18 protein-coding genes are annotated in these 20,343 nt (G+C 62.4%); 2 read left to right on the top strand and 16 right to left on the bottom strand.

Annotated elements, in window-relative coordinates; genetic code table 11:
* Nucleotides 1–291: 291 nt before the first annotated feature.
* The 14 genes from AC1DF8_RS00555 to AC1DF8_RS00490 form a co-directional block, all read right to left on the bottom strand.
* Nucleotides 292–1,293: an AraC family transcriptional regulator gene (locus AC1DF8_RS00555; protein ID WP_477994541.1), complete on the bottom strand. Its 1,002-nt coding sequence runs from the start codon at nucleotides 1,291–1,293 to the stop codon at nucleotides 292–294.
* A 22-nt stretch (nucleotides 1,294–1,315) separates the two neighbouring features.
* Nucleotides 1,316–2,143, bottom strand: coding sequence for an oxidoreductase (locus AC1DF8_RS00550; protein ID WP_029616552.1), 828 nt, complete (start codon nucleotides 2,141–2,143; stop codon nucleotides 1,316–1,318).
* A 436-nt stretch (nucleotides 2,144–2,579) separates the two neighbouring features.
* Nucleotides 2,580–3,614 carry an aliphatic sulfonate ABC transporter substrate-binding protein gene (locus AC1DF8_RS00545; protein WP_477994539.1) on the bottom strand — a complete coding sequence of 345 codons (1,035 nt, stop codon included), beginning with the start codon at nucleotides 3,612–3,614 and terminating at the stop codon, nucleotides 2,580–2,582.
* A 29-nt stretch (nucleotides 3,615–3,643) separates the two neighbouring features.
* Nucleotides 3,644–4,501: an ABC transporter permease gene (locus AC1DF8_RS00540; protein WP_477994538.1), complete on the bottom strand. Its 858-nt coding sequence runs from the start codon at nucleotides 4,499–4,501 to the stop codon at nucleotides 3,644–3,646.
* A gap of 16 nt (nucleotides 4,502–4,517) precedes the next feature.
* Complete coding sequence (locus AC1DF8_RS00535) at nucleotides 4,518–5,354, bottom strand: ABC transporter ATP-binding protein (RefSeq protein WP_477994537.1); 837 nt, start codon at nucleotides 5,352–5,354, stop codon at nucleotides 4,518–4,520.
* An 11-nt stretch (nucleotides 5,355–5,365) separates the two neighbouring features.
* Nucleotides 5,366–5,692: a 4Fe-4S binding protein gene (locus AC1DF8_RS00530; RefSeq protein ID WP_477994535.1), complete on the bottom strand. Its 327-nt coding sequence runs from the start codon at nucleotides 5,690–5,692 to the stop codon at nucleotides 5,366–5,368.
* Complete coding sequence (locus tag AC1DF8_RS00525) at nucleotides 5,689–7,320, bottom strand: FAD-dependent oxidoreductase (protein WP_477994533.1); 1,632 nt, start codon at nucleotides 7,318–7,320, stop codon at nucleotides 5,689–5,691. Before AC1DF8_RS00525 ends, AC1DF8_RS00530 begins: the two co-directional genes overlap by 4 nt.
* Before the next feature lie 62 nt (nucleotides 7,321–7,382).
* Nucleotides 7,383–7,970, bottom strand: a complete 588-nt coding sequence (locus AC1DF8_RS00520) for a thioredoxin family protein (protein ID WP_477994531.1) — start codon at nucleotides 7,968–7,970, stop codon at nucleotides 7,383–7,385.
* A 425-nt stretch (nucleotides 7,971–8,395) separates the two neighbouring features.
* Nucleotides 8,396–9,202, bottom strand: a complete 807-nt coding sequence (locus AC1DF8_RS00515) for a hypothetical protein (protein WP_477994530.1) — start codon at nucleotides 9,200–9,202, stop codon at nucleotides 8,396–8,398.
* Between the two features lie 209 nt (nucleotides 9,203–9,411).
* The gene (locus AC1DF8_RS00510; protein WP_029616554.1) at nucleotides 9,412–9,807 is read right to left on the bottom strand and encodes a hypothetical protein; all 396 of its coding nucleotides are present in this window, start codon (nucleotides 9,805–9,807) and stop codon (nucleotides 9,412–9,414) included.
* Nucleotides 9,804–10,007, bottom strand: a complete 204-nt coding sequence (locus tag AC1DF8_RS00505; RefSeq protein ID WP_018115743.1) for a hypothetical protein — start codon at nucleotides 10,005–10,007, stop codon at nucleotides 9,804–9,806. The genes AC1DF8_RS00510 and AC1DF8_RS00505 overlap by 4 nt, the downstream gene beginning before the upstream one ends.
* Nucleotides 10,008–10,155: 148 nt before the next feature.
* Entirely contained in the window at nucleotides 10,156–10,407 is a 252-nt protein-coding gene (locus AC1DF8_RS00500) for a hypothetical protein (RefSeq protein WP_477994528.1), read from the bottom strand.
* A gap of 55 nt (nucleotides 10,408–10,462) precedes the next feature.
* Nucleotides 10,463–14,302: a hypothetical protein gene (locus AC1DF8_RS00495; protein WP_477994527.1), complete on the bottom strand. Its 3,840-nt coding sequence runs from the start codon at nucleotides 14,300–14,302 to the stop codon at nucleotides 10,463–10,465.
* A 32-nt stretch (nucleotides 14,303–14,334) separates the two neighbouring features.
* The gene (locus AC1DF8_RS00490) at nucleotides 14,335–16,647 is read right to left on the bottom strand and encodes a hypothetical protein (RefSeq protein WP_477994526.1); all 2,313 of its coding nucleotides are present in this window, start codon (nucleotides 16,645–16,647) and stop codon (nucleotides 14,335–14,337) included.
* A 182-nt stretch (nucleotides 16,648–16,829) separates the two neighbouring features.
* On the opposite strand from AC1DF8_RS00490, the gene AC1DF8_RS00485 reads away from it, so the two are divergent.
* Both AC1DF8_RS00485 and AC1DF8_RS00480 read left to right on the top strand, forming a co-directional pair.
* Nucleotides 16,830–17,069: a hypothetical protein gene (locus AC1DF8_RS00485; RefSeq protein ID WP_477994524.1), complete on the top strand. Its 240-nt coding sequence runs from the start codon at nucleotides 16,830–16,832 to the stop codon at nucleotides 17,067–17,069.
* A 70-nt stretch (nucleotides 17,070–17,139) separates the two neighbouring features.
* Nucleotides 17,140–17,850, top strand: a complete 711-nt coding sequence (locus tag AC1DF8_RS00480) for a hypothetical protein (protein ID WP_477994522.1) — start codon at nucleotides 17,140–17,142, stop codon at nucleotides 17,848–17,850.
* Nucleotides 17,851–18,127: 277 nt separating this feature from the next.
* Here AC1DF8_RS00480 and AC1DF8_RS00475 read toward each other — a convergent pair whose 3' ends face one another.
* A complete protein-coding gene (locus AC1DF8_RS00475; RefSeq protein WP_477995048.1) occupies nucleotides 18,128–19,045 on the bottom strand; it encodes a translation factor GTPase family protein in 918 nt (305 codons plus the stop codon).
* Nucleotides 19,046–19,249: 204 nt separating this feature from the next.
* A complete protein-coding gene (locus tag AC1DF8_RS00470; protein WP_477994521.1) occupies nucleotides 19,250–20,254 on the bottom strand; it encodes a carbon-nitrogen hydrolase family protein in 1,005 nt (334 codons plus the stop codon).
* Nucleotides 20,255–20,343: the final 89 nt, after the last annotated feature.

Below are 20,343 nucleotides of genomic sequence, written 5' to 3'. Positions count from 1 at the left end.
TTATGGCCGCCGTGCCAACGGCGGTCCTGCGGCTGCTGCACCGCCTTGTGGTATTGCCTTGAAGCCCCATGCCAATATCCCCCTCGGACGGCATTTTAGTCTCGTCTCAATTTTAAGCCCTTTGTGCGCGGCGCGAAAGTACGTAACGGTACTATCGGCGTAAATTCGGGGGCGCCGGGCGGCGTCTGCGCGGACAGGCAAGCGGAGACTGGAGCTATCGGCGTCTGGCAGCCGAGAACCGGGTTTTCTGTCGTGCCGAAACCGACCAAGGAGTGGCGCCCGATCAACCTTTCAGTGAAGGTCTCGCCACGCTGCCGGGGTAAGCCCTTCCCATGCGCGGAAGGCCCGATAGAACGAGCTCGTGTCCTGAAAGCCCAGCAGAAAGGCGATCTCGTCGATGCCGTTCTGTCCGTCGGAGAGCAGCTGGCGGCCGAGTTCGCGCCGCGCCTCGTCCAGCAGGCCGCGATAGCTCGTGCCCTGTTCGGTGATGCGGCGCTGCAGGGTGCGCTCGCTCATGCCCATTTCGCGGGCCACATCGGCAATATCGGGCTTGCCGCTGGCGATGCGGCGCTTGATCAGGATCTTCACCTGATCGGTCAGCGAGGATTGCGCTTCGATCTCGCTAAGCGATGCGGCAAGGGACGGGTCGAGGATCGCAAGCAATTCGGGGTTATATCCTGCGAAAGGCAGGTCCAGGTCGGCGCGATCCAGCACCAGCGCATTCTGCGCGCAGCCGGTACGAACAGGGGCATCGAAATAGGAACGGTGCGCCTCGGTCACGGTCCCGGTCCTGGTCATCTCGACCCGGATCGGCGTGAGGTGCCGCCCCGTTCCCCGCCGTCCGAGCTCGAGGATTGCCGCAAAGGTGACGTCGGCTGCCGCATCCGGTTCGGCGTCATCGGTATGAAGCCAGCGCACCGCGACCCGGCATTCACTCCCGCTCTCGGCTGCGGTCAGTTCCTCCGGGGTGCAGAGCCGCTTGAACCGCGCCAGCCGGTGCAGCCCATCGCGGTAATCGCGCGCGAAGAAGGCCGACATCGTGGAGGGCGGGTGCAGCGAGGTGTCGGTCTCGGCGGTCATCCTGAGGCCGATCGCGGGATCTTGCGAAAGTGTCTCGACCGCACGCCACAGCGCAAAATACTGTGCGGTGGACAGCCATGTCTCGGGCGCTATGTGCAGTGTCGCCGGCAGCCTGGCCTGCCGCAGCAGGGCCGGGGCGGGCAGGCCCATGCGCTCTGCCGCCCGCCAGAAGGCCTGCGGCAGCCGGCACCTGTCGCCTGCGTCCCTGGTCATCGCTGCATCCTCCGCCTGGCCGTCACATCTGGCTCTTGATCAGCCGGTCGAAGACGCGGTCGCCCAGCCACTTGCGCACCCAGATCATCATCCTTGCGTATTTGCCCGCTGCGTAGCGGGTTTTGGGCCGGGCCGACAGGAGGGCTTTGCCGACGACATCGGCGATGACCTTGGGATCGGTACCCTGGCCCCGGCCATAGCTCCTGTCGATGGAGGCGGCCACGCGCTGCGCGAGCTTGCCGTAGGGACCGGTGCCGGACCGTTCGAGGATGCCTCCGGACGCTGCATCGCCAAAGCCCGTCTCGATAAGCCCCGGCTCGATCACGATGACGCGGATGCCGAAGGGTTCGAGCTCGAGCCGCAGACTGTCCGACCAGCCCTCCAGCGCATGTTTGGTGGCGTGATACCAGGCGCCGAGCACCGTATAGATCTTGCCGCCCATCGAGGTGATGTTGACGATCGTGCCTGCGCCGCGCGCCCGCATCGCCGGGAGCAGAAGCTGGGTCAGGCGCGCGGGGCCGAAGACATTGACCTCGAACTGGTAGCGCGCCTCATCGAGCGGGATCTCCTCGACAGGGCCGTAGAGACCGAAGCCGGCATTGTTGACCAGCACATCGACACCACCAGATTTCTCGGTGATGGTGCGCACCGCGGCCACGATGTCGTCTTCCTTCGAAATATCCATCCGCAGCGGTATTGCGCCAAGCGCTGCCAGGTCGGCCATCTTCTCGACGCTGCGGGCGGCGACATAGACTAGATAGCCGTCAGCGATCAGGCGYCCGGCGATGGTTTTTCCCATGCCGGATGACGCGCCGGTGACTAGAGCCGTGGGTTGGGATTTGCTATTCATGAATGCACCTTTTGCTCTTGCATGGAACGCAAGGTAACGGGCGCATCATGCCAGATCAGTTGCGCACGACGCCAGAGATATTGCGAAAGGCGCCAATTCTCCGATATTCACAGCGACATCGCGGCTGACGGCGGCACTCGACGCCGACGATCTCGTCGCGGCATCAAAAATCGTCCGTGCAGGGGCGAACCCCGAGCTTCATCAGAAGTTTGCGGTCACCTATCGGCAGGTGATCGTGAAGCTGGCGGGGTAGGCTTCCTGTTGCCGACTGCCGGAAGAGCGGAGCGCCGGCTTTGGCGCGGGTTCAATCTGTCGGCAAGGCCTTTGCCGCCAACTCAATGTCATCCTCGGGCCTGTCCCTGATATCAAACGGCAGCAGATATCAGGGACGGGCCCGAGCATGACGGCGGAGAGGTTGGCGGCGCTGCCCTATTGGTCAGTTCGACTTCTTGGCGTCGACTTCCTTGTAGGCTGCGTCGAGGAAGCTGGTATCGATCCACTTGTCGTAGTCGACGGAGCCCTTGAGCAGCTTGGCATCGGCCATGAACTGTTCCTCGCTCTTCAGCGAGGCGAGCGCTTCCGGGGTGATCTTCGGATCCTGGTAGAAGACATTGTCCTTGTAGGTCTCGCGGACCGACTTTTCCGAGGACTTGGTTTCGTCGACGAAGATCCTGATCGTGTCTTCCGGGTGGGCGTCGGCCCAGCGGGCGGTTTCAATGTCGACCTTCAGGAGGCGTTTGACGAGATCGGGGTATTTTCTAGCGAATTCGCCGTTGGCGGAGATGACGAAGGGGGCGGACCATTCCGGATGCGAGGAAGCGTCGAGGATGACGCGGGCCTGGCCGGTTTCGACGAGCTTGGCGGCGACATCGCCGCTTTCGACGACGGCATCGACATCGCCGCGCACCAGCGCCGGGCCTGAGGCATCGAAGGCGAGGTTGAGGGATTCCACATCGGTGAGAGACAGGCCAACGGACTTCAGCGCCTTGGCGAAAGTGGAGTGGCGCACGGTACCGGCGAGATAGGCGACCTTCTTGCCCTTGAGATCGGCGAGCGACTTGATCGGCGAATCCGCCTTGACGATGATCGCAGAGCCGTTGGCTTTTACATAGCTCGAAAGGCCGATGGCCTTCACGTCCGCGCCGGCAGCGGCGACGCGCAGCGCCGGGTTATTGCCGGTGTAGATGAATTCGACGGCGCCGGTGGCAAGCGCGGTGGTGGCTTCCGAGCCGCCATTGGTGAAGGCGATGAACTCGACCTTGATGCCGTCCTTTTCGAACTCCCTGGCGAGCGAGCCGCTATGGCGTTCGAGGATGAATTTCAGGTGGCCGGGAGCCGTGCTGCCGATGCGGATGATTTCGGGCTTGTCTTCGGCGAGAGCCGGGCCGGTGAGGGCGGCGCTGCCGAGGGCGAGGGCCGCGAGGCCTGATAGCAGCGTGCGGCGCAGGATCGATGGGTTGAAGCTTGTCATGTGATGTCCCCTTCAGAAACGGTATTCATTCAGTTGTGAGAGATTTCGGAGCTGCCCTTCCAGGCAGTCGCCCAGCGCTCGAACCAGACGAGCAGGTAGTTCACGAGCAGGCCGATCGCGGTCATGGTGATGATGCCGGCATACATGTCGGCTGTTTCCATCATCAGTTGCGACTGCTGGATCAGGAATCCGAGGCCGGATTTGGCGGCGAGCATTTCCGCGCCGATGACGGCGAAGATCGAGGATTTGACGGCAAGGCGCATGCCCGAGACGATCGAGGGAATGCTGGCCGGCAGGATGACCTTGCGGAACATGTCGAGATCGGACGTGCCCATGGAGCGGGCGGCTTTCAGGAGCAGCGGGTCGACCGACTTGACGCCCGAGATCGTGTTGATCAGCAGGAAAAAGACCGACGAATAGAAGCAGATGGCGATCTTCGATGCCTCGCCGATCCCGAGCAGCAGGATGAAAACAGGCAGAAGGGCGAATTGCGAGGTGTTGCGCAGCGTCTGGACGAGCAGGTCGGAGACCTTTTCGAAGAGCGTGTAGCGGCCCATCAGGAAGCCGAGCGGCACGGCGACGACAACGGCAAGAAGGAAGCCGATGGCGGCGCGCTCAAGGCTGATGCCGATATTGGCCGAGAGCGTGCCGTCGAGCAGCATCGCATACCAGGCTTCCAGCACTTCGCTCAGCGGCGGGAAGAAGATGCGGTTCAGCCAGCCGAGGCGCGGCGCGATCTCCCAAAGGCCGAAGAAGACGACCATGAGCGGCAGGCCATAGGTGGCGGCGCCGAATTCGATGCGGCGTTTGGCGCGCGGGGCGGCACGCTTTTGCCGGGCGGGAGAGAGCTCGGCGCCGAGGACGGTCTTGTCAGTAATATAGGCCATATCAGTTCTCCCGGTTTCAGTGGGCGTAAGCCGGTGAAAGCGCCCAATCTTTCTGCGCCTTGTTCACTTCGTCCCTAAGGGCTTCCCAGACGCGACCGCGATGGGCGTTGAACTCCGCACTTGCTCTGATGTCGCCATCGCGCGGGCGCGGCAGGTCGATATCGATGATTTCCTTCACCGTGCCGGGGCGCGCCGTCATGACGACGATGCGGTCGGCGAGGTAGATCGCCTCGTCGATCGAGTGGGTGACGAAGACGACGGTCGTGTTGATCTTCTCCCAGATGCGCAGAAGCTCGGTCTGCAGGATCTCGCGGGTCTGGGCATCGAGTGCGGCGAAGGGCTCGTCCATCAGCAGCACTTCGGGATCGGTCGCGAGCGCGCGGGCAATCGCCACGCGCTGCTGCATGCCGCCGGAGAGCTGGTTGGGGAAGCGATCCTCGAAGCCGGAGAGGCCGAAGAGGGAGAGGAAGTAACGGGCCTTTTCGGTGCGCTCGCGCTTGGGAACGCCGTGGACTTCAAGCGCATATTCGATATTGGCAAGGGCCGTGCGCCAGGGAAAGAGCGCATATTGCTGGAATACGTAGCCGGTCTTCGGGTCCGGCTTGACGATGTGCTTGCCATCGATCCGGACGATGCCGTCGGAGGCTTCCGTGAGGCCGCCGATAATGTCGAGCAGCACGGATTTTCCGCTGCCGCTCGGGCCGACGAGGGTGATGAACTCGCCCCTGCGAATGGTGAGATCGATGCCGTTCAAGACCGTGACGCGGTCGGAGGGGCGGCCGTCGATCGTAATGGTCTGGCCGGGCTTCAGCTGGAAGGTCTTGCGGACATCGGTGACTGTGATGCGGTCCATGATATTTCCTTTCAGACCTGAGCTACGCGAATGCGGTGGGTGGGATCGAATTGCGATCCGCCCGGCTTGCCGCGCTTCCAGCCAAGTGCGCGGGAATAGCTGCCGAAGAGATCGCGCGCCTCGACCTCTTCTTCTGATATGGCGAGAGGACCGTCGGCGCGCTCGGCGACATAGAGCGCGTCGGTCGGACAGTAGATTTCGCAGAGGAAGCAGGTCTGGCAGTCATCCTGGCGGGCGATGACGGGTACGCCATCGGTGGCGTCAAAGACATTGGCGGGGCAGACCTTCACGCAGATATCGCATTCCACGCAGCGGCTTTCGGAGACGACTTCGATCATGATGCGATCTCCCGGCGGCTTTCTGCCTGTGCGCTGACCACGATGTCATTGACGCCGCGCACGGTGATGGAATGGGCGAAGGCCGGGTCGTTGCCTTTGAAGTCCGAGCGGCGGTGCATGCCGCGGCTTTCCTTGCGGGCGAGTGCGGAGGCGAGCGACCAGCGGCCGTGGGCAGCGATGGCGGCAGCCTCGCGCGCCTTCAGTCTGTCGAGGCCGGCGCCGGAGAGATGGTTTCTGACGTCCGACCAGAGCGTGTCGAGCTTGTCCTGGCTCGTCTGCAGGCGGCTGCCCTCGCGGAAATAATTCTTCTCCAGCGGCGTGACCTCGGCGCGCACGCTGTCGATGACATCCTTTGCCGTCAGCGTGTCCTTCACCGTGCCGCCGGGGCGGAGACCTGCCTGGCCGAGCGGGCTGGAATTGGAGCGGAAGGCCTTGTCGCCGCGGCGTTTGGCATGGCCGGCCGCACCCTGGCCGGACCACCAGCCGCTGGCGATTGCCCAGGATGAATTGGGGCCGCCGCCGCCTGATGTGGCGCCCGCCAAGGGCTCGCGGCTTGCGGCATCGCCGGCGACATAGAGGCCCTGCACATCGGTGCCGCAATCGGATGTCGCGATGCGGATGCCGCCGGTGCCGCGCACGGTCCCTTCGGCGCGGAAGGTGACGCGGAACATCTGAGCGAAGGGATCGACCGGCGTGCGGTCATAGGGCACGAAACAGTTCGGCTGGCCGCGACGCAGCCAGTCCTGCAGGGCGGGCTCGGCCTGATCGAGCACGGCATAGACGGGGGCTTCGATCATGGCTCTGGCGATTTCCTTCTCGCGCTCGCCGATGCCGTTCTGCAGATGATTACCCTCGCTATCGAGGATCGGCGTGCCGTCCTCGCGGTAAAAGGAGGCCCAGCGGAAGGGCAGGCCCTTGTTGAGCGAGGAGCCATAGGGGGCGAGCGTATATTTGCCGGTAAATTCCATGCCGGAGAGGCTGGCGCCGGCCTCGGCCGCCATCAGATGGCCGTCGCCGGTGAGAGCGGCAGCCCCGAGGATGCGCTCATGGAAGGCGCAGCCGCCGGTCGCCAGCACGACGGCGCCGGCATCCACCCGCCAGTCGCGGTCGCGCTGGCGGTCGATGCCCGCGGCACCCGTGACGGCTTCGCCATCGAAATAGAGCTCAAGGGCAGGGTGGTGATCGAGAACGGTGATGCCGGCCTTGAGTAAGCGGCGGCGCATGAAAGCCATGTAGTCAGGCCCACGCAGATTGGCGATATAGAGTTTGCCATCCTCATCATCGGGGAAGGGGTAGCCCCATTCGGCAAGCTTCAGCAGGTTTTCATAGGCCTGGTCGACGGTGCGCAGCATCCAGCGCTGGTCGGCGAGATTGGAGGTGCGCTGCCAGCGGCGCTCGATGATCTGGGCGCGGTTTTCGCCCGGCGGCACCAGCCATGTGCCGGTATTCGACGGGGCCGTCGCGCCGCTGGTGCCGAGGTAACCCTTGTCGGCGAGGATGACGCGGGCGCCGTTCTGCGCCGCCGAAAGGGCAGCCCAGGCACCGGCCGGCCCGCCGCCGATGACGAGCACGTCCGTCTGCAGATGCAACGGGCCGCTGCCCGCCAAGTCGTTACGCTTCAGCGACATCAGAAAATCTCTAGGTGATGATAAAAGAGCGCGGCAGCCACAGAGCTGCCGCGCTGGACCTATCAGGCAGCGTTGGAGAACCAGGAGGGTTCGTTGCCCGCAGTCCATTTGATGTTGCAGCCGATCGACGCTGTCTGTTCCTGCGCGGGCCGTGCGCCGGCGAGAACGGCGTCTGTCGCAGCGCGCAGATCCTTGCCGGTGACGGGCTTGCCATTGCCCGGGCGGGCATCGTCGTACTGGCCGTGATAGGCAAGCTTGCGGGCGCCATCGAAGAGGAAAAGATCCGGCGTGCAGGCTGCGCCATAAGCCTTGGCAACCGCCTGCGCCTTGTCCTTCAGATAGGGGAAGGTGTAGCCGATCGCTTCGGCCTCATGGCCGACGGCGGCGAGGCTTTCTTCCGGATGCGCCTCGGCATCGTTGCTGTTGATGGCGATGACCCGCAGGCCCTTGGCCTCGTATTGCCTGGCGAAGGCAGCGAGATCATTGCGGATCAGCTGGACGAAGGGGCAACGATTGGAAATGAAGGCAACGAGCAGCGCCGGCGTGCCGTCGAAATCCGAGAGCTTGTGGAGCACGCCCCTCGCATCCGGCAGAATGAAGTCCGCGGCACGGGTGCCGAGCTCGATGGGATTGGATGCAGTCTTCGGCATGGATATCCTCCTGATGTGTAGAAACAATATAATCTATAAATTTAATCATGTTTGTATCCGAAGAAATTTGCGTCATTGGCGCTTTAGCGAAATAGCTTTCCGCTATGCGGGATGATCGTGGAAAGTTTTTAGGGTGAGGTCTGAGGAACGGCGGAAGATGCGAGGAGGGAGTCTGTGATCTTTACAGGCAAGAAGAGGATAGGCTGTGCCGCGCGGCCCCCTCATCCGCCCTTCGGGCACCTTCTCCCCGGCGGGGAGAAGGGGACGTGCCATGCGGCGGCATTTTGGGTGTCGGGACGATGCGGCTGCCCCTTCTCCCCAGCGGGGAGAAGGTGCCCGAAGGGCGGATGAGGGGGGCCGCGCGGCACAAGGTCTCTATTCGTAAATGGTCGGAGACGTCTCTTTCAGTCAGCCCGCCAACACCATCACCGCCCACCATCCTCCAGCTGATGCCGCATCCAGATATTCGGCTCCTCATAAAGCCCAAGCCCGCTCTCGCAATCGGCCATCAGCGGCGCCAGCCCGCCCTCTACGTGATACGGCCCTGATAGGGGGAAGCGCAGCCCGCTCCATTCCGTCCATTGCGCCAACGGCGCCTCAACCCGCATGGAGCGCGGGGCGATTTTCGCGATCCGCGCGCCGAGCTGCCAGTGTTTGCGCACCCAGGGGTCGAACGGGGCGCCGTCGGCGGTCGTCCAGCCCATGTAATCGGCGAAGGACGTCAGTGGATAGGCCGGCTTCTTCGTCGGGCGAACGGGCGCGACGAGCGCATCGAAGCCGTTTAGTCGGGCGCTTGTCTTCATGTTGGCAATCAGGCGTTCGGCGAGATCCGAGCCGCGCCTGGCGGGCGAGACGACGATGGCGAGCGCGGAGAGGGCATTTGGTTTCTGCCCGGACCTGCTGGCTTCGACGCCATCAGCAAGGACGGCGTCCCATCCCTCGTCGGGAAGGGAGGCGTCGTCATCGGGATTGGGCCAGCGGAAGGGAATGCTGTTCGATGTCGCCAGAACCTGTTCGTTTCCGTCACTGTCAACGCCGAGGGCGAGAAACTGATGGCGGCGGAGGGCTTCTGAAAAGAGGCTGCCCCAGTATTTGACGACGGCTGCGTCGCCACCGATGAATTTCGGCCAGACGGCGGAACCGAGCTCGTCGAAAGCCGGGATCAGGTCCGGCCGCTCTTCGGCGGAGACCAGGATGACCTGGCCATGGGCTTCTTCTGGAGTTGCGGACATGTTCAACGTCTTCGATCTCGCGTGATGCCGAATTGCGGCGTGGAGATCCTATACGCGAGCAAGGACGTTTCTCGGAAGGGGGAGGCATCAAGAGAGCGCCTGGCTCCGGCCGAAGGCGTTTCGCAAGGTCACCGGAGGAATTCGGCCCCCAACCCAACGCTCTCTTGATGGGATGATGATGGCAGGCAATGGTTGAGGCGCTGTCCTGCCTATCTGTTCAGCCGCCGTGCCAGCAGCGCGCCGGCGTCGCCAATGACGATCGCAGGGATCAGCACCAGCGCCATGTCATTGATGCGCGGCGGCACGTCGATGACGACCAGGGAAAGGCCGAACCAGGGATTGAGGATCTGCACCATGTAGATCGCCGCCCACCAGAGCCCGAAGGGGATGACGATGAGCAGGCGGCCGATGCGGGTGGCGCTCCAGCGGTCGGCGGCCTCGGTGACCGCGATATCGCGGGCGGACTCGATGCCCTTGATCACTTCCGCTGCGGCAAGCCGCTGCTGGTCGGTTTCGGCCGCGAGTTTCGCCTGATAGGCAGCCAGAAGCGGACCGGTGAATTTCTCGATGATGCCGCCGAAGAGCAGGTCGCTCAGCCACTTCATTTCGCCCATCCAAACTTGTGAGCGAGGAAATACCAGCCCTCCGCCGCGGCGGCGATGAGCGCGCCCGAGGCGACCTGAAGGGCCATGGCGACATCGGGATCGCGCGAGATCATCTCGCCGAGATCGGGCGCGATCAGCCCGCGGGTGACGAGGATCGCGGCGAGGTAACGCAGGAGGATGCGGATGAAGACGAGGGTCATATGTGCTGCCCGGTTGGAGAGGGCGGCAGGATGGGGTGGAAAGGGTTGTCAGACTGAACTCAGGGATTGAATCAGGTAAGTGCTCTATCTCTTTGTTTTGATGCAATTCCGGACGCAGAACCGCTTAAGCACTTTTACTGGAATTGCTCTAGAGAAAGCGGGCGAGCGTGCCGGACGCAATTGCTTTGATCAGTAGGCCTGCGAGCGGTGTCAGCACGATCGCGACGACTGCCCAGAGCGCTTTGCCGATCCGGTTTGCGAGCTTTTCGACGCTGCCCTCGATGCGCAGCAGGGCGGCATTGATATGCGGCTGCTGCGCTTCCAGCGAGACGACGCGCTCCTTCAGATCGTTGATCCTGCTATGCAGCTTTTCAAGCTCGTTGCGGGTAGTCTCATCCATGATGCCATTCCTTGTTTGGCATCATGGATAGGGGGCGAACGGTTGAGATCGAAAATCACGACCGACCGATCTGCTTGAGGCCGGCATCGACCTTGCGGGCAATTTCATCGGTTGGTGATCCCGCCACAAGGCCGGCGGCCTCGAGGATCTCGCTCACATGCTGGCGGTCGATGCCGATATTGCCCGGGGGCGGATGGATGGCATTTGAAAGTGCCCTTGCGTCGCTCTCAGTGCCGGCAGGCGGGTTTTGCGCATCGCGGATCAAGGGCAGGGCGGCCATGACGGAATAGCCGGTGTGCTGGGCCAGGAAGGCCTGCCATGCAGGGTCAAGATCGTGTCCGCCGAGGGCGGTGGTGAAGACCATATCCGTCATGGCGAGCGCGGTCAGATCCATGGCGAGTGCAATGCCCTGCCGGGCGGCGTCTGCCGCATCCTGATCGGCGGCTTCGGCACCAGCTTTGAACTTTGCGCCGAGATGTGCGCCGAGGGTCTTGAAGAGCCGCAGGGTTTCGCCACCGTCGGGATGGGCCGGGAACGGGTCCAATATCGCCTGCTGCATGCAGGCGTCGGCATGGGCGATGGCCTTTGCTTCATCGCTGCCGAATTGCTTGAGACCCTTGTGATAATGGGCAAGCCAGGCCGGTATCTCGATGAGATGGAATCGCAATGTCTCCGCAAGCCAGCCGGCCATCGTTTCCCATGCTGCTTTACCTTCCGAAAAAGAGCTACGGCCGAGCATGATGTGCGAGTGGCTGGTGACCTCGGCGATGATATCGGGACCGGAGGCATTTTGAAGCGCGGCTGCGAAATCGTCCCTGCCTGTCGCGCCGATGATGTCGTCCAGCCGGTAGCGTCGCGAAAGCGAGGACGCGAGATCATTCGCAAGGCTTGTCGCGGTGGCGTTCTTTCTCATCAGGCGGGCCATGCGGCCGATGCTGTCTGCGGCGCGCAGCTCGCCGGCGCCAGTTTCGCTGAGCCAGGCCTGCAGGGCCTCCAGATCGAGCGAACGACCGCTTTCCTCAAAGGCCGTCCTGAGGCTGACATCGTCAAGCAGACGCTTTGCATTCGAGAGCGGCTCGCTGAATTCCAGGTCGTAGAGCAGGCGATTGACGTGCCGGTGCAGGACAGCGATGTCGAGATCGAGCGGCCTGGCGGTGAGGTCGACGCGGGACCGGCCATGACCGGCCTCGGTTTGCGACCTGGCGAAGCGGCCCGATAGCAGGGATTGCGCCAGATCCGGGGCGGTATCAACGCCATCATAAGCCAGCGGATAATAGCCGCCTTTCAGCGCCTTGCCGGCGATGGTGACGGAGATGGGCTGCACCCATTGAGGCTCGATGCCGCTCACGCGTTTCTCGCGGGCAGTGATATCGGGCTCAAATTCAGCGAGATAATCCCAGACGGATTGCACGAAGCCGGCATCGCGCGGATCGAGCGAGGCGAGCACGGCGGCGAGCCCGGCTTCGTCCAGGGCGCCTTCGATGCGGCTATCCGTCAGGCGCCGGCGGCTGGCCTCGTTGCCGGTATTCAGCGCAATGGCCATGGCCTCCCATTTCGACAGGGACTGGCCGAGGGCCGGGAGATAGCGGGGGCTTGCCATCTGGCGTCGCTCCTCGCCGGAATAGACATCGTAGAGCGCTTTGAGATCGGCAGCAGCCTGCTGTTTGCGCTGTGCAAGGCGGCCTGCGGCGGCTTCGAGCGGCGCCTTGATGGCCTGATGGGCCGGGCCGGCAGGGGTGGCGTCGAGCTCAAGCAACAGGGCATCCGCCGCGCGGGCCGGATCGAGGGGAGAACGCTCGCGCTTGTCCAGGCCTGCTGGTCGCGGCCTTTTCAGGGCGCCGGCAAGGCTCGCAACGGTCTGCTCGAGATCGGCTTCGTGACCGGCATCGACCAGCCTGCCGGCGCGTCGCGCCGCATGTTCCAGATTCTTCAGCGCCGAGGCGACGGCGCGGAACCGCTCCAGCGTGATCTCCTTGTAGGACTGGCGGCCGGAGCCGATCAGCACACTATCGGGAATGGCAAGCTCATTTTCCCGGCCTGCCGCCTTCATGGCGAGACTATAATCTCTGAGGGCGATGCGCGGATCACCCTGTCCACCCGGCTGACCTCCGGTCTGCCGATCCGCCCGTCCTCCGAGACCGTAGCGGTCGAGCAGGGCGTCGATCGCGCCGACATAATCGATACGGCCGTTGTCTCGAAGGACGGCCGCGGCGAGCCTTTCGCGCGCGGGGCCGCTTACGAGGCTTTGCGCTTCGGCCTCGAATTTTTCCACCTCGCCGATAATGTCGAGGCTCTCTGCATAGATCGCGTGATTGAGAAGCTGGCGGCGTTTGGCGGTGATCAGTCGGGCGATACGATCGTCCTGTCCGTGAGGGGCGGCGTCTGCATCGCCGGCAGCTTTGCGGCTTGCCCTCTCGCGCCAGGCCTCATCCTGCGCCAGTTCGTCACCCAGCCTGATAGCCTCGATCGCGGTGCGCCGGCCGGCCGCGAGAAAGCGCGCGCCGTCCATGGCATCGGCCACCTCCATGCCCGCGGTTGCCGAGAGCGCATAGGCCCTGGCTTCACTCGCCGTCAGCCCATCGCCCGAGCCTGCAACCTCGATGAGGGCCGCAAGCTCGGCCGCCAGCCATTCGGCCCGCCTGTCATTGTGCACGGCCGCGATTGCCCGCTCCTCGGCGGAACCATCGATCAGCATGTCGCCGTGCCGTTGCAGCATCACGCGGTCGACCTCGAAAGCGATCGCATCCGCGCGAGGCGGGGCCAGCGTCATGGCCGCCACCAGTTCATCGCCGGAGCCGAGGTCGAAGAGATCGGCGACGATATGCGGATCGAGCCCGCCGCCATCGGTATAGAGGGAGTGCTTGCCCTGCGGCAGAGCTTCGAGGATGGCGGCGCCATAGCGCGCCACGAGAGTGGCCTTGTCGAACCGGATGTCACCTGATGGTGGCGGCGTTTGCGCATCGAGCCATCGGCGGTTCGCCATCCATTCAATGGCGCGGTAGAGGCCGGTGGCGTCGATCTCTTTTTCGACCTCGCGCTGTACGGCAGCTTTTTCCGCTTTGTAAGCCTTCTGCCCCTCTCGCCGTACAGGCTCCATCATCTGCCGCAGAAGGCGGGCTTTTGCTTCCTGTGAGGCCAGCGCGCGCAGTTTTAGCAGCCGATCGTAGTGCGGCTGTGTCAGGCCGGCATCTTGCGCATTGGCAAAGACGGGTTCATCGCCGCCGACATTCTGTTCCGCCATCTCGATCGCGGTGTCGCTGGCGAGCATCCGAAAGAAGATGGCGGCGATGTCGGGGGCGAGGGAGATATCGAGGGCGACGAGGCGGCGATAGATCGACAGCAACCAGTCGCGGAATTGTTCGAAGACGCCGCGTATCTCGGGTGACGGCGCCTGGGCTTCGATCAGATAGGTTTCGGCGGCGCGGGCGAAATGGGACTGCATGCCGGCGTCGATGGCGGCGTCTTTATGAAGACTGCCGGTAGTGCCGTGGTCGAGGGCGGCGAGTACGTCTCTTGCGGTGACTTTGATGCCGGATGCCGCGCGAGCGGCATCGGCGGCCACGGCGCGGGTGCTTGCGCGCCACCAGTTTTCGAGATGGGCGAAATCTTCGGTCACGATGGGGATATCGTGTGCCGCCATGTCCCGCATGGTTTGAAGGAAATAAGCGCCTGCTCCGGACAGTAGGGGGGAGAGATCAGGCTTGCGGAAGATATCTAGGATCGCCAAGCCGTCGGTGCTGTTCAGAACGTGGGGCGCGACATCGAAATTGCGGTCTTGATCCTTAGAGACGAAGTTGGCTACCCGGGGAATATGTGCTCCTGCCGTTTGGCTCTCGGGCAAAGTCTTGGCGGACAGTACTTCGCTACCGGCGGAATTGTTGGTCAGATTGTTCAAAACGGGAATCCTCTCGGGAAATCGGCAGGCGTTCAGGGCTGTGAGCGGGTGCTGGTGATGCTCAGCGCGCTGGGGTTGCGCTTCGTGTTTCCTGAATTTCCGACGCGCCCCATCTTCTTCGCGGTGGGATCGGCATTGGGAGAATGCGAAACCGCGTAATCATCGACCTTTTGGTTGCCCACGTATCCAGTGGCGATGTAAGGGCCGTTCTGCTTAACTCTCGGATTGAGACCGGGCGCAGGCACGCCGATATGCGAAGCAAGGGCTTCGGAATGGTTGAGGGCGTCGGCGCCGAATCGCATACTGTCCCTGAAGTCCGCGTCCGCTTTGGAAGGAGTGGATTTGGCCAGGTAGTCGGTAGTTGGGATCTTCAGATCGCTGCCGGTATCTTTTGCCACCTGCATGGCGGGAGTGTCGTTCAGACCGAACGGATCCGCGCCTGTCGCCTTTCCATAGTTGTCCACACTCTCGGGCGACGTGTAGAAGTGCTCGACTTTGGTGTCTTTCAGCACTTCGGCGGTGTGCTCTCGATGCCCTTCAGGGTCGCGCTGGCGAAATTTAGACGACTCTGCTGTCGTCGCCAGTTCTTCAAATTGCTGGCGGTCCTGAATCGCCGCTTCGGGGCGGGAGGCAGAAATATGCGCAGAACCGCGACCGCGCGTGAGGGCCTTGATACCTATTTCGCCGAGGTCCACTAAAATTTCTTTTCCCACGCCGGCAAGGCCGCCTGCGATGAACGTCTCCTTGAACTTTTCGAATATCTCCTGCTTGGGGTCGATCAGGTAGTGCTTGATGGCGTTCTGGGCGAGAAGTTGACTTGCCTGTGCTGCGCCTTCCTTGAAGATTGTCTTGGCCAAATGTCGCACGACTGTGTTCAAGGGAAGGTGCTTCAGTGCAAACGAGGCAGCTTCTCCGAATGGGATGCGATCAACGAGCGCGGTCGGCGCGTAGGACATTGCCGCCATGGTTTGCTGGTCCTCTGGCCGGTTCGCTTCTCTCGCAGCAGCAGCTCCGTCTCCTGCTGCTCGCGCCGATTCTACAACAAGGCCGGCTGCTGGACCGAAAACAACGGTCGCCCCGGCTCCGAGCAGCGCCTGACCCAGGGTTTCCCCGCTCACTCGGCCGACGCTGTTTTCATACCCCGGTGCCGCTGGCAGCATGGTCTTGCCATAGTCCGCGACGTATTCTCCTCTATGCTGTAAGGTCTCAGAAACCTCTTTCAACAGAGGTTCGAAACGCTGCTCGACATCTTCGGGCGCCATATCCCCTGCCAGCACTTCGGACATCGCCCTCTGCGCCAAATCTCGCGGAAGGATGTTTTGCTGATCGATTTTCAGACGTAGCAGATCGACTTCATGAGGGGACAATGATCCCGCTCTGGCGATCTGGGCCACAAGTGCCTTTTTCGCTTTGGAAGGGCTGGTGTTGAGAAGCTGCCCCGTTCCTTCCATTACGCGGCCGGTACCTACAACGACGCCCGTGGCGGTGCCCTTGCCGAATTCCTTGAAATTCTGCACACCGCGCTCGGTTGTGGCCTGACTGTACCGAGATTTTAGGTGCGCGTTGATGTCATTGATGTCATCTGCCGTAACCCTTCCTTCGTACACGCCCTCCAGGTAGAGCGTAGCAGTGCCGGCATCGAACCACGGCTGTGTCCGGACTCTTTCCTTGAGTGCTTCATATTCTTCAGTAGACAAGCCCCCCGCATTGCGGACCTCGGCAATGAGTTCCTCTTTTTTTTGCTCGTCATCGCTGAGTGCCTCATTGGCTACTGAGGTCGCAGTGCCCGTGGTTGGCGCGGTCGCTGGTACGTCGCTGACTACGGTCTCCATCATCGCGGTACCGCCGGCTGGAATGACGGATTGCGCTATTGGGGCGACGCGCCCCCGAGATTGGGCAACAGGGCTTGCAGATGGCGCGGCAGTTCGGCTGGCTTGAGCGACGGGTTCTGCGGCCGGAGTACTCGTTTGAGGGATGGCCTTCGGCGTCTCTCCGAACCTTTGCGCTGCGTGTTCGAGTGAGCCTAGGTTGTGGATATCATCCTTCGCCAACACCGCTGCGGTGGGGTTTTCGCTGAGCCAGGTTGCCGTCCGCGGTGACAAAGACAGAATAAGTCTGTTGCGTTCGGCCTCAATAATTCCCTGAAGAAACTCGCGATTCCCCGGCATCATCTGGGGAGGCGGGGGCGGGTTTCCGGTAACGCGCACATACGTGACCGCGAGATCCCTATCTTCTGCAACTTGATCTGGATTTTCATCCGAGGATTGAATAATGCTGCTTGCGGTGGCGGCGGCCTGCCGAGCTTGCTTCCGCGACAAGGCGTTATTGTTCTGCACACTGTCCATGACTGTCCCCCGTTCGGCCGAGAGACAGGGGTAGATGCGGAAGGGTTGTTTTATAAATCGGGGGAGGAGTGCCGATGGTGAATGGGACTGATGTACGCGGGGCGTCCGCCGGTGCCAGGGGCAGCGTGTGGAAGAGCATCGCGCTATTGGCGGCGGTGGCTTAGGCCAGCTACGTTGTGATCATGATCGTCATCGACAAGAGCATTCCGGAAGGTACCGCTGCGATGCTAAGGTTTTTCGGTGAGGCTGTCGGCGGTGCCATACCCTCATTCGTTCTGGGTCTGATCGTACTCCTCATTGTCCGTTTCCTCAGACGCAGAAGCGGAGCGCCTTTCGCCGGCCTCAGTGGAGCGATCGTTACGCTTGCGGCGCCCTATTCGCAGTATATCGGCGAGCTCCATCACCTGGGCAGACTTCATTAGAGACATACGGCGCCGGAAGCTTGTCTGGGTGGCGAAGACAGGCAGGGCGCGAGCTTAACTGGGGGGCGGGATGTTTTCGAAAAATTTCGGCCATCGATTGGCCGCGGCCGGGATTGCGATATCTTCGTCTCTCATTTCGTTCGCTTCGGGTGCTGCTGGCCAGGACACCCTTTTTCCGCTGGAATTTCTCTTCGGCATCAGGGCCGGAGACAGCTATGAGAGCATCCTGTCGCAGCAGGGCTGGTATGCCTGTGGCAATGCCAAAAGGCAGGCCGCCTGCTTTGACGAGGCAAGGGTTCTCGGCCAGGTCGGCAAGTATGAGATCGGAATGGTGGAGGGCAGGGCATATCTTGCCCTCTTCACTCCGTCTGGCCCTCACGCCTTCTGGCGGACGGTCAGAGCAACGAAGACCTTCAATGACGGTGTCAGCACCCTCGTCGAATTCCACACCAAGAACGCCTATATCGATGTGATCAAGGCCGTTCACGATCTCGGTTCCAAGGAAGCGTTGAACAGGTTTTCGCGTTATCTGGCGGACGGCAACCCGAATCTGCAGCGGCTGACGATCGTTCCAATGGAGCCGCCGCCGGAAACGGCTTTCCCTGAAGCCAAGGCCTATCTGAGAAACCTGCCGCTGGGTGCAGTCGAGATTTCCGTGTCGCTCTATTTCGATGAGCTCACGATCGTGAGCTTTCTACCGTCGGCCTCGCAGCGCCGGATGCTGTTTCCCGGGCATTGCATCGAAAATTGCGAAGCTGCGACGCCGGATGGCAATAAGTGAAACATTGAGGGGAGGGCAATCATGGGATTCATGGAAATCATCGTCGGCTGCTGCTTCTTTACGTCTGCAATCGCCTGTCGGAGGCATTGCCCATGGGCTTTCTATTTTCGCTTGTCATATGGCTGTTGACGGTGCTTGCCGCCTTCGTTGGCTTTACGGCAGTCTTCGTCATCAAGGGTATCCTTCCGCACCCCAATGTCACGAACGGTGAGATCATCATCAAGGAAATGCAGTACATTTTCCTGGCTTTGATCGCCTCACCCCTTGTCGTCTGGTTCTATCGAAACAGACGCCGGGCGAGGGCCGCCGCGCCGCCGGCAGATGGCGGATCGGTATCGTCGGGCGGAACCCGCTCGTAGTGGTCTAGCCGCATGCTGTGGCTTGCCTGTCCATCGGACCGGACGTGGAGCTGATTGCCATAGCCGAGCAGGTTTGCGAGCGGCGCAAGGGCATTTATGATGACGGTATCGCCATTCGGATCCTGTCTATCGATCCGGCTGCGCCGTGCCCGGAGATCGGCGGCGATCAGCTCGGCGTAGTCTGTCGGGGTGACGACGTCCACCCGCATGACCGGCTCGAGAATGACAAGCTCGCCTGCGTCAAGCACCTGACGCATCGCCATGCGCGCGGCGGTTTCGAAGGTGAGCGGTGAGGAGTCGATATCGTGGAAGGCGCCGTCGAACAGGATGACGCTGATATCGACGACGGGATCACCGGCGATCACGCCTGGCCCGATGACCGATCGCATGCCTTTTTCGACGGCGGGAATGTAGGCTTCCGGCACCGCGCCGCCGACGATCTCTGACCGGAATTGGAAGCCTCGGCCGATATCGTTTGCCGTGGCGGTCAGTTTGATGCGGGCGAATTCGCCGGTTCCGCCGATCTGTCGTTTGTGGGTGTAGTCGATCCTGGTGACCCGCGCGATGGTCGCCCGGCAGACCACCTGCGGCGGGCCGGTATCGGCGCCGATCGCGTGGTTGCGTTTGATCTTGTCGAGAGCGCTGGTGAGCTCGGCTTCGTTTGCTGCTCTCAGGAGCACATTGCCACTCTCTGCCTCGATCCAATGGATGGATGGCCAGGTGATGGACGGATCGTTTTCAACAAATGCGCTGAGGGCGAGCCGTAATCGCTGCCGATCTTTTTGGGAACGGGGTGCAATTGACGCCTGAACGAGGTCTTTCGCGGTCGCATCCATAATGGGCTTGATCACCCCAAAGTTTTAGAGAGGACATGGCAGAGGGGCTGGGGCTCCCACGCAGCCCGCTCAAATCTCTACGTCTTATCTTCCGCGGTCGGCTGGCTCGACCATAGGGATTTCACCGGCGGTTGCAATTCCTGCGAAAGCCGTAGGCAGCGCCGAACGGACACCGACGGGCAATTTGCCCGCCGGCTCCAGGCCTCAAAAGGCTTCGCGGCTGTCGCTTCTCGGATCACCCTCGACCTGATGCGGCCGGTAGAGATCGCCTCGGGCGGTGCGCCGCCAAGGGCGCGCGGGGTTTTCCGGATTGGTGGCGATATCGGCAAAGGCGAGGCCGGGAGTGCCGTCCGCAGGGCAGAGGGCGGCCCATTGACCATTGGGGGCGGCAATGCCTGAGGGCGCGATCACGCTTTGCGGCGCGTGGGCGGCGTAGCTGACCCAATAGGTGTTGCTGGCGGCATGGCCCAGCACCTCGGCGGCAAAGGGCGGGGCAGCGGAGGGTGTTTCACCCGAGGTGGAGAAGAGCACGCAATCCACATCCAGCCGCTCATACTCGATGAATATTTCGGGATAGTGCGACTCCATGCCGGCGGCGCAGCCGAAGCGCATGCCATCTATTTCGAAGGTGACGGGGATGCTGCCCGGCGAATACATGAAGGAGATCTTGGTGTGGGAGAGCAGCCGCTCATCATAGCGCGTTACCAGTTCGCCCTTGTCAGAGATGACATAGAGGCTGTTATGCGGCCGGTGCGGCGCGGTCAGCCGGTGTGGTGCGCCGAAGACCGTCCAGAGCCTCAGCTTTTTTGCGAGTTTTCTCGTCTCTTCCAGTTCCTCACGCAGAGCCTCCCATTGGTAGCGGCTCCAGTCTGCAGCGCCGATCTCGGTGGGGCCGATCTCGGACAGGATGCGTTTGTGGGGAAAGCAGATCGTTCCCTCCGAAAAGTGCAGAAGCCTGGCGCCGGCCTCGCTTGCCTGGCGCATCGACCGGCGCATTTCGGCGCCATTGGCGCGGAACGCATCCGCGTCGCGCGGGTCGAGGCGAACCGTGGTCTGGGCCACCGCAAGCCGCAGGGATTTGCCGGCTGGTTCATGCGGTTGCGGGGCTGTTTTCGGCTTTCGGATATGGCTGAGGGCTGAGGTATAGGATTCGCCCGTCCTTGCCGCGCGGGCGCGAACCTTGCGCTTGAGATTTCCGTTCTGGGTCATTGTCAGGCCTTTCCGTCACGGACGCATGTTCCCCGGCAACCACGCCCGCACGATCGGACCAAGGTTGATGGACCCGAGACGGAAGTCCC

This window comes from Rhizobium sp. 05N49 (genome assembly GCF_056396805.1).
Note: the sequence above shows the minus strand (reverse complement) of the source record. Positions and strands in the feature narration are given on the sequence as shown.

Bases quoted from the DNA above. Each gene is read 5' to 3' on its own strand.
- AC1DF8_RS00555 (WP_477994541.1), bottom strand. From the start codon at position 1,293: ATGACCAGGGACGCAGGCGACAGGTGCCGGCTGCCGCAGGCCTTCTGG.
- AC1DF8_RS00545 (WP_477994539.1), bottom strand. From the start codon at position 3,614: ATGACAAGCTTCAACCCATCGATCCTGCGCCGCACGCTGCTATCAGGC.
- AC1DF8_RS00540 (WP_477994538.1), bottom strand. From the start codon at position 4,501: ATGGCCTATATTACTGACAAGACCGTCCTCGGCGCCGAGCTCTCTCCC.
- AC1DF8_RS00535 (WP_477994537.1), bottom strand. From the start codon at position 5,354: ATGGACCGCATCACAGTCACCGATGTCCGCAAGACCTTCCAGCTGAAG.
- AC1DF8_RS00530 (WP_477994535.1), bottom strand. From the start codon at position 5,692: ATGATCGAAGTCGTCTCCGAAAGCCGCTGCGTGGAATGCGATATCTGC.
- AC1DF8_RS00525 (WP_477994533.1), bottom strand. From the start codon at position 7,320: ATGTCGCTGAAGCGTAACGACTTGGCGGGCAGCGGCCCGTTGCATCTG.
- AC1DF8_RS00520 (WP_477994531.1), bottom strand. From the start codon at position 7,970: ATGCCGAAGACTGCATCCAATCCCATCGAGCTCGGCACCCGTGCCGCG.
- AC1DF8_RS00515 (WP_477994530.1), bottom strand. From the start codon at position 9,202: ATGTCCGCAACTCCAGAAGAAGCCCATGGCCAGGTCATCCTGGTCTCC.
- AC1DF8_RS00510 (WP_029616554.1), bottom strand. From the start codon at position 9,807: ATGAAGTGGCTGAGCGACCTGCTCTTCGGCGGCATCATCGAGAAATTC.
- AC1DF8_RS00505 (WP_018115743.1), bottom strand. From the start codon at position 10,007: ATGACCCTCGTCTTCATCCGCATCCTCCTGCGTTACCTCGCCGCGATC.
- AC1DF8_RS00500 (WP_477994528.1), bottom strand. From the start codon at position 10,407: ATGGATGAGACTACCCGCAACGAGCTTGAAAAGCTGCATAGCAGGATC.
- AC1DF8_RS00490 (WP_477994526.1), bottom strand. From the start codon at position 16,647: ATGGACAGTGTGCAGAACAATAACGCCTTGTCGCGGAAGCAAGCTCGG.
- AC1DF8_RS00485 (WP_477994524.1), top strand. From the start codon at position 16,830: ATGATCGTCATCGACAAGAGCATTCCGGAAGGTACCGCTGCGATGCTA.
- AC1DF8_RS00480 (WP_477994522.1), top strand. From the start codon at position 17,140: ATGTTTTCGAAAAATTTCGGCCATCGATTGGCCGCGGCCGGGATTGCG.
- AC1DF8_RS00475 (WP_477995048.1), bottom strand. From the start codon at position 19,045: ATGGATGCGACCGCGAAAGACCTCGTTCAGGCGTCAATTGCACCCCGT.
- AC1DF8_RS00470 (WP_477994521.1), bottom strand. From the start codon at position 20,254: ATGACCCAGAACGGAAATCTCAAGCGCAAGGTTCGCGCCCGCGCGGCA.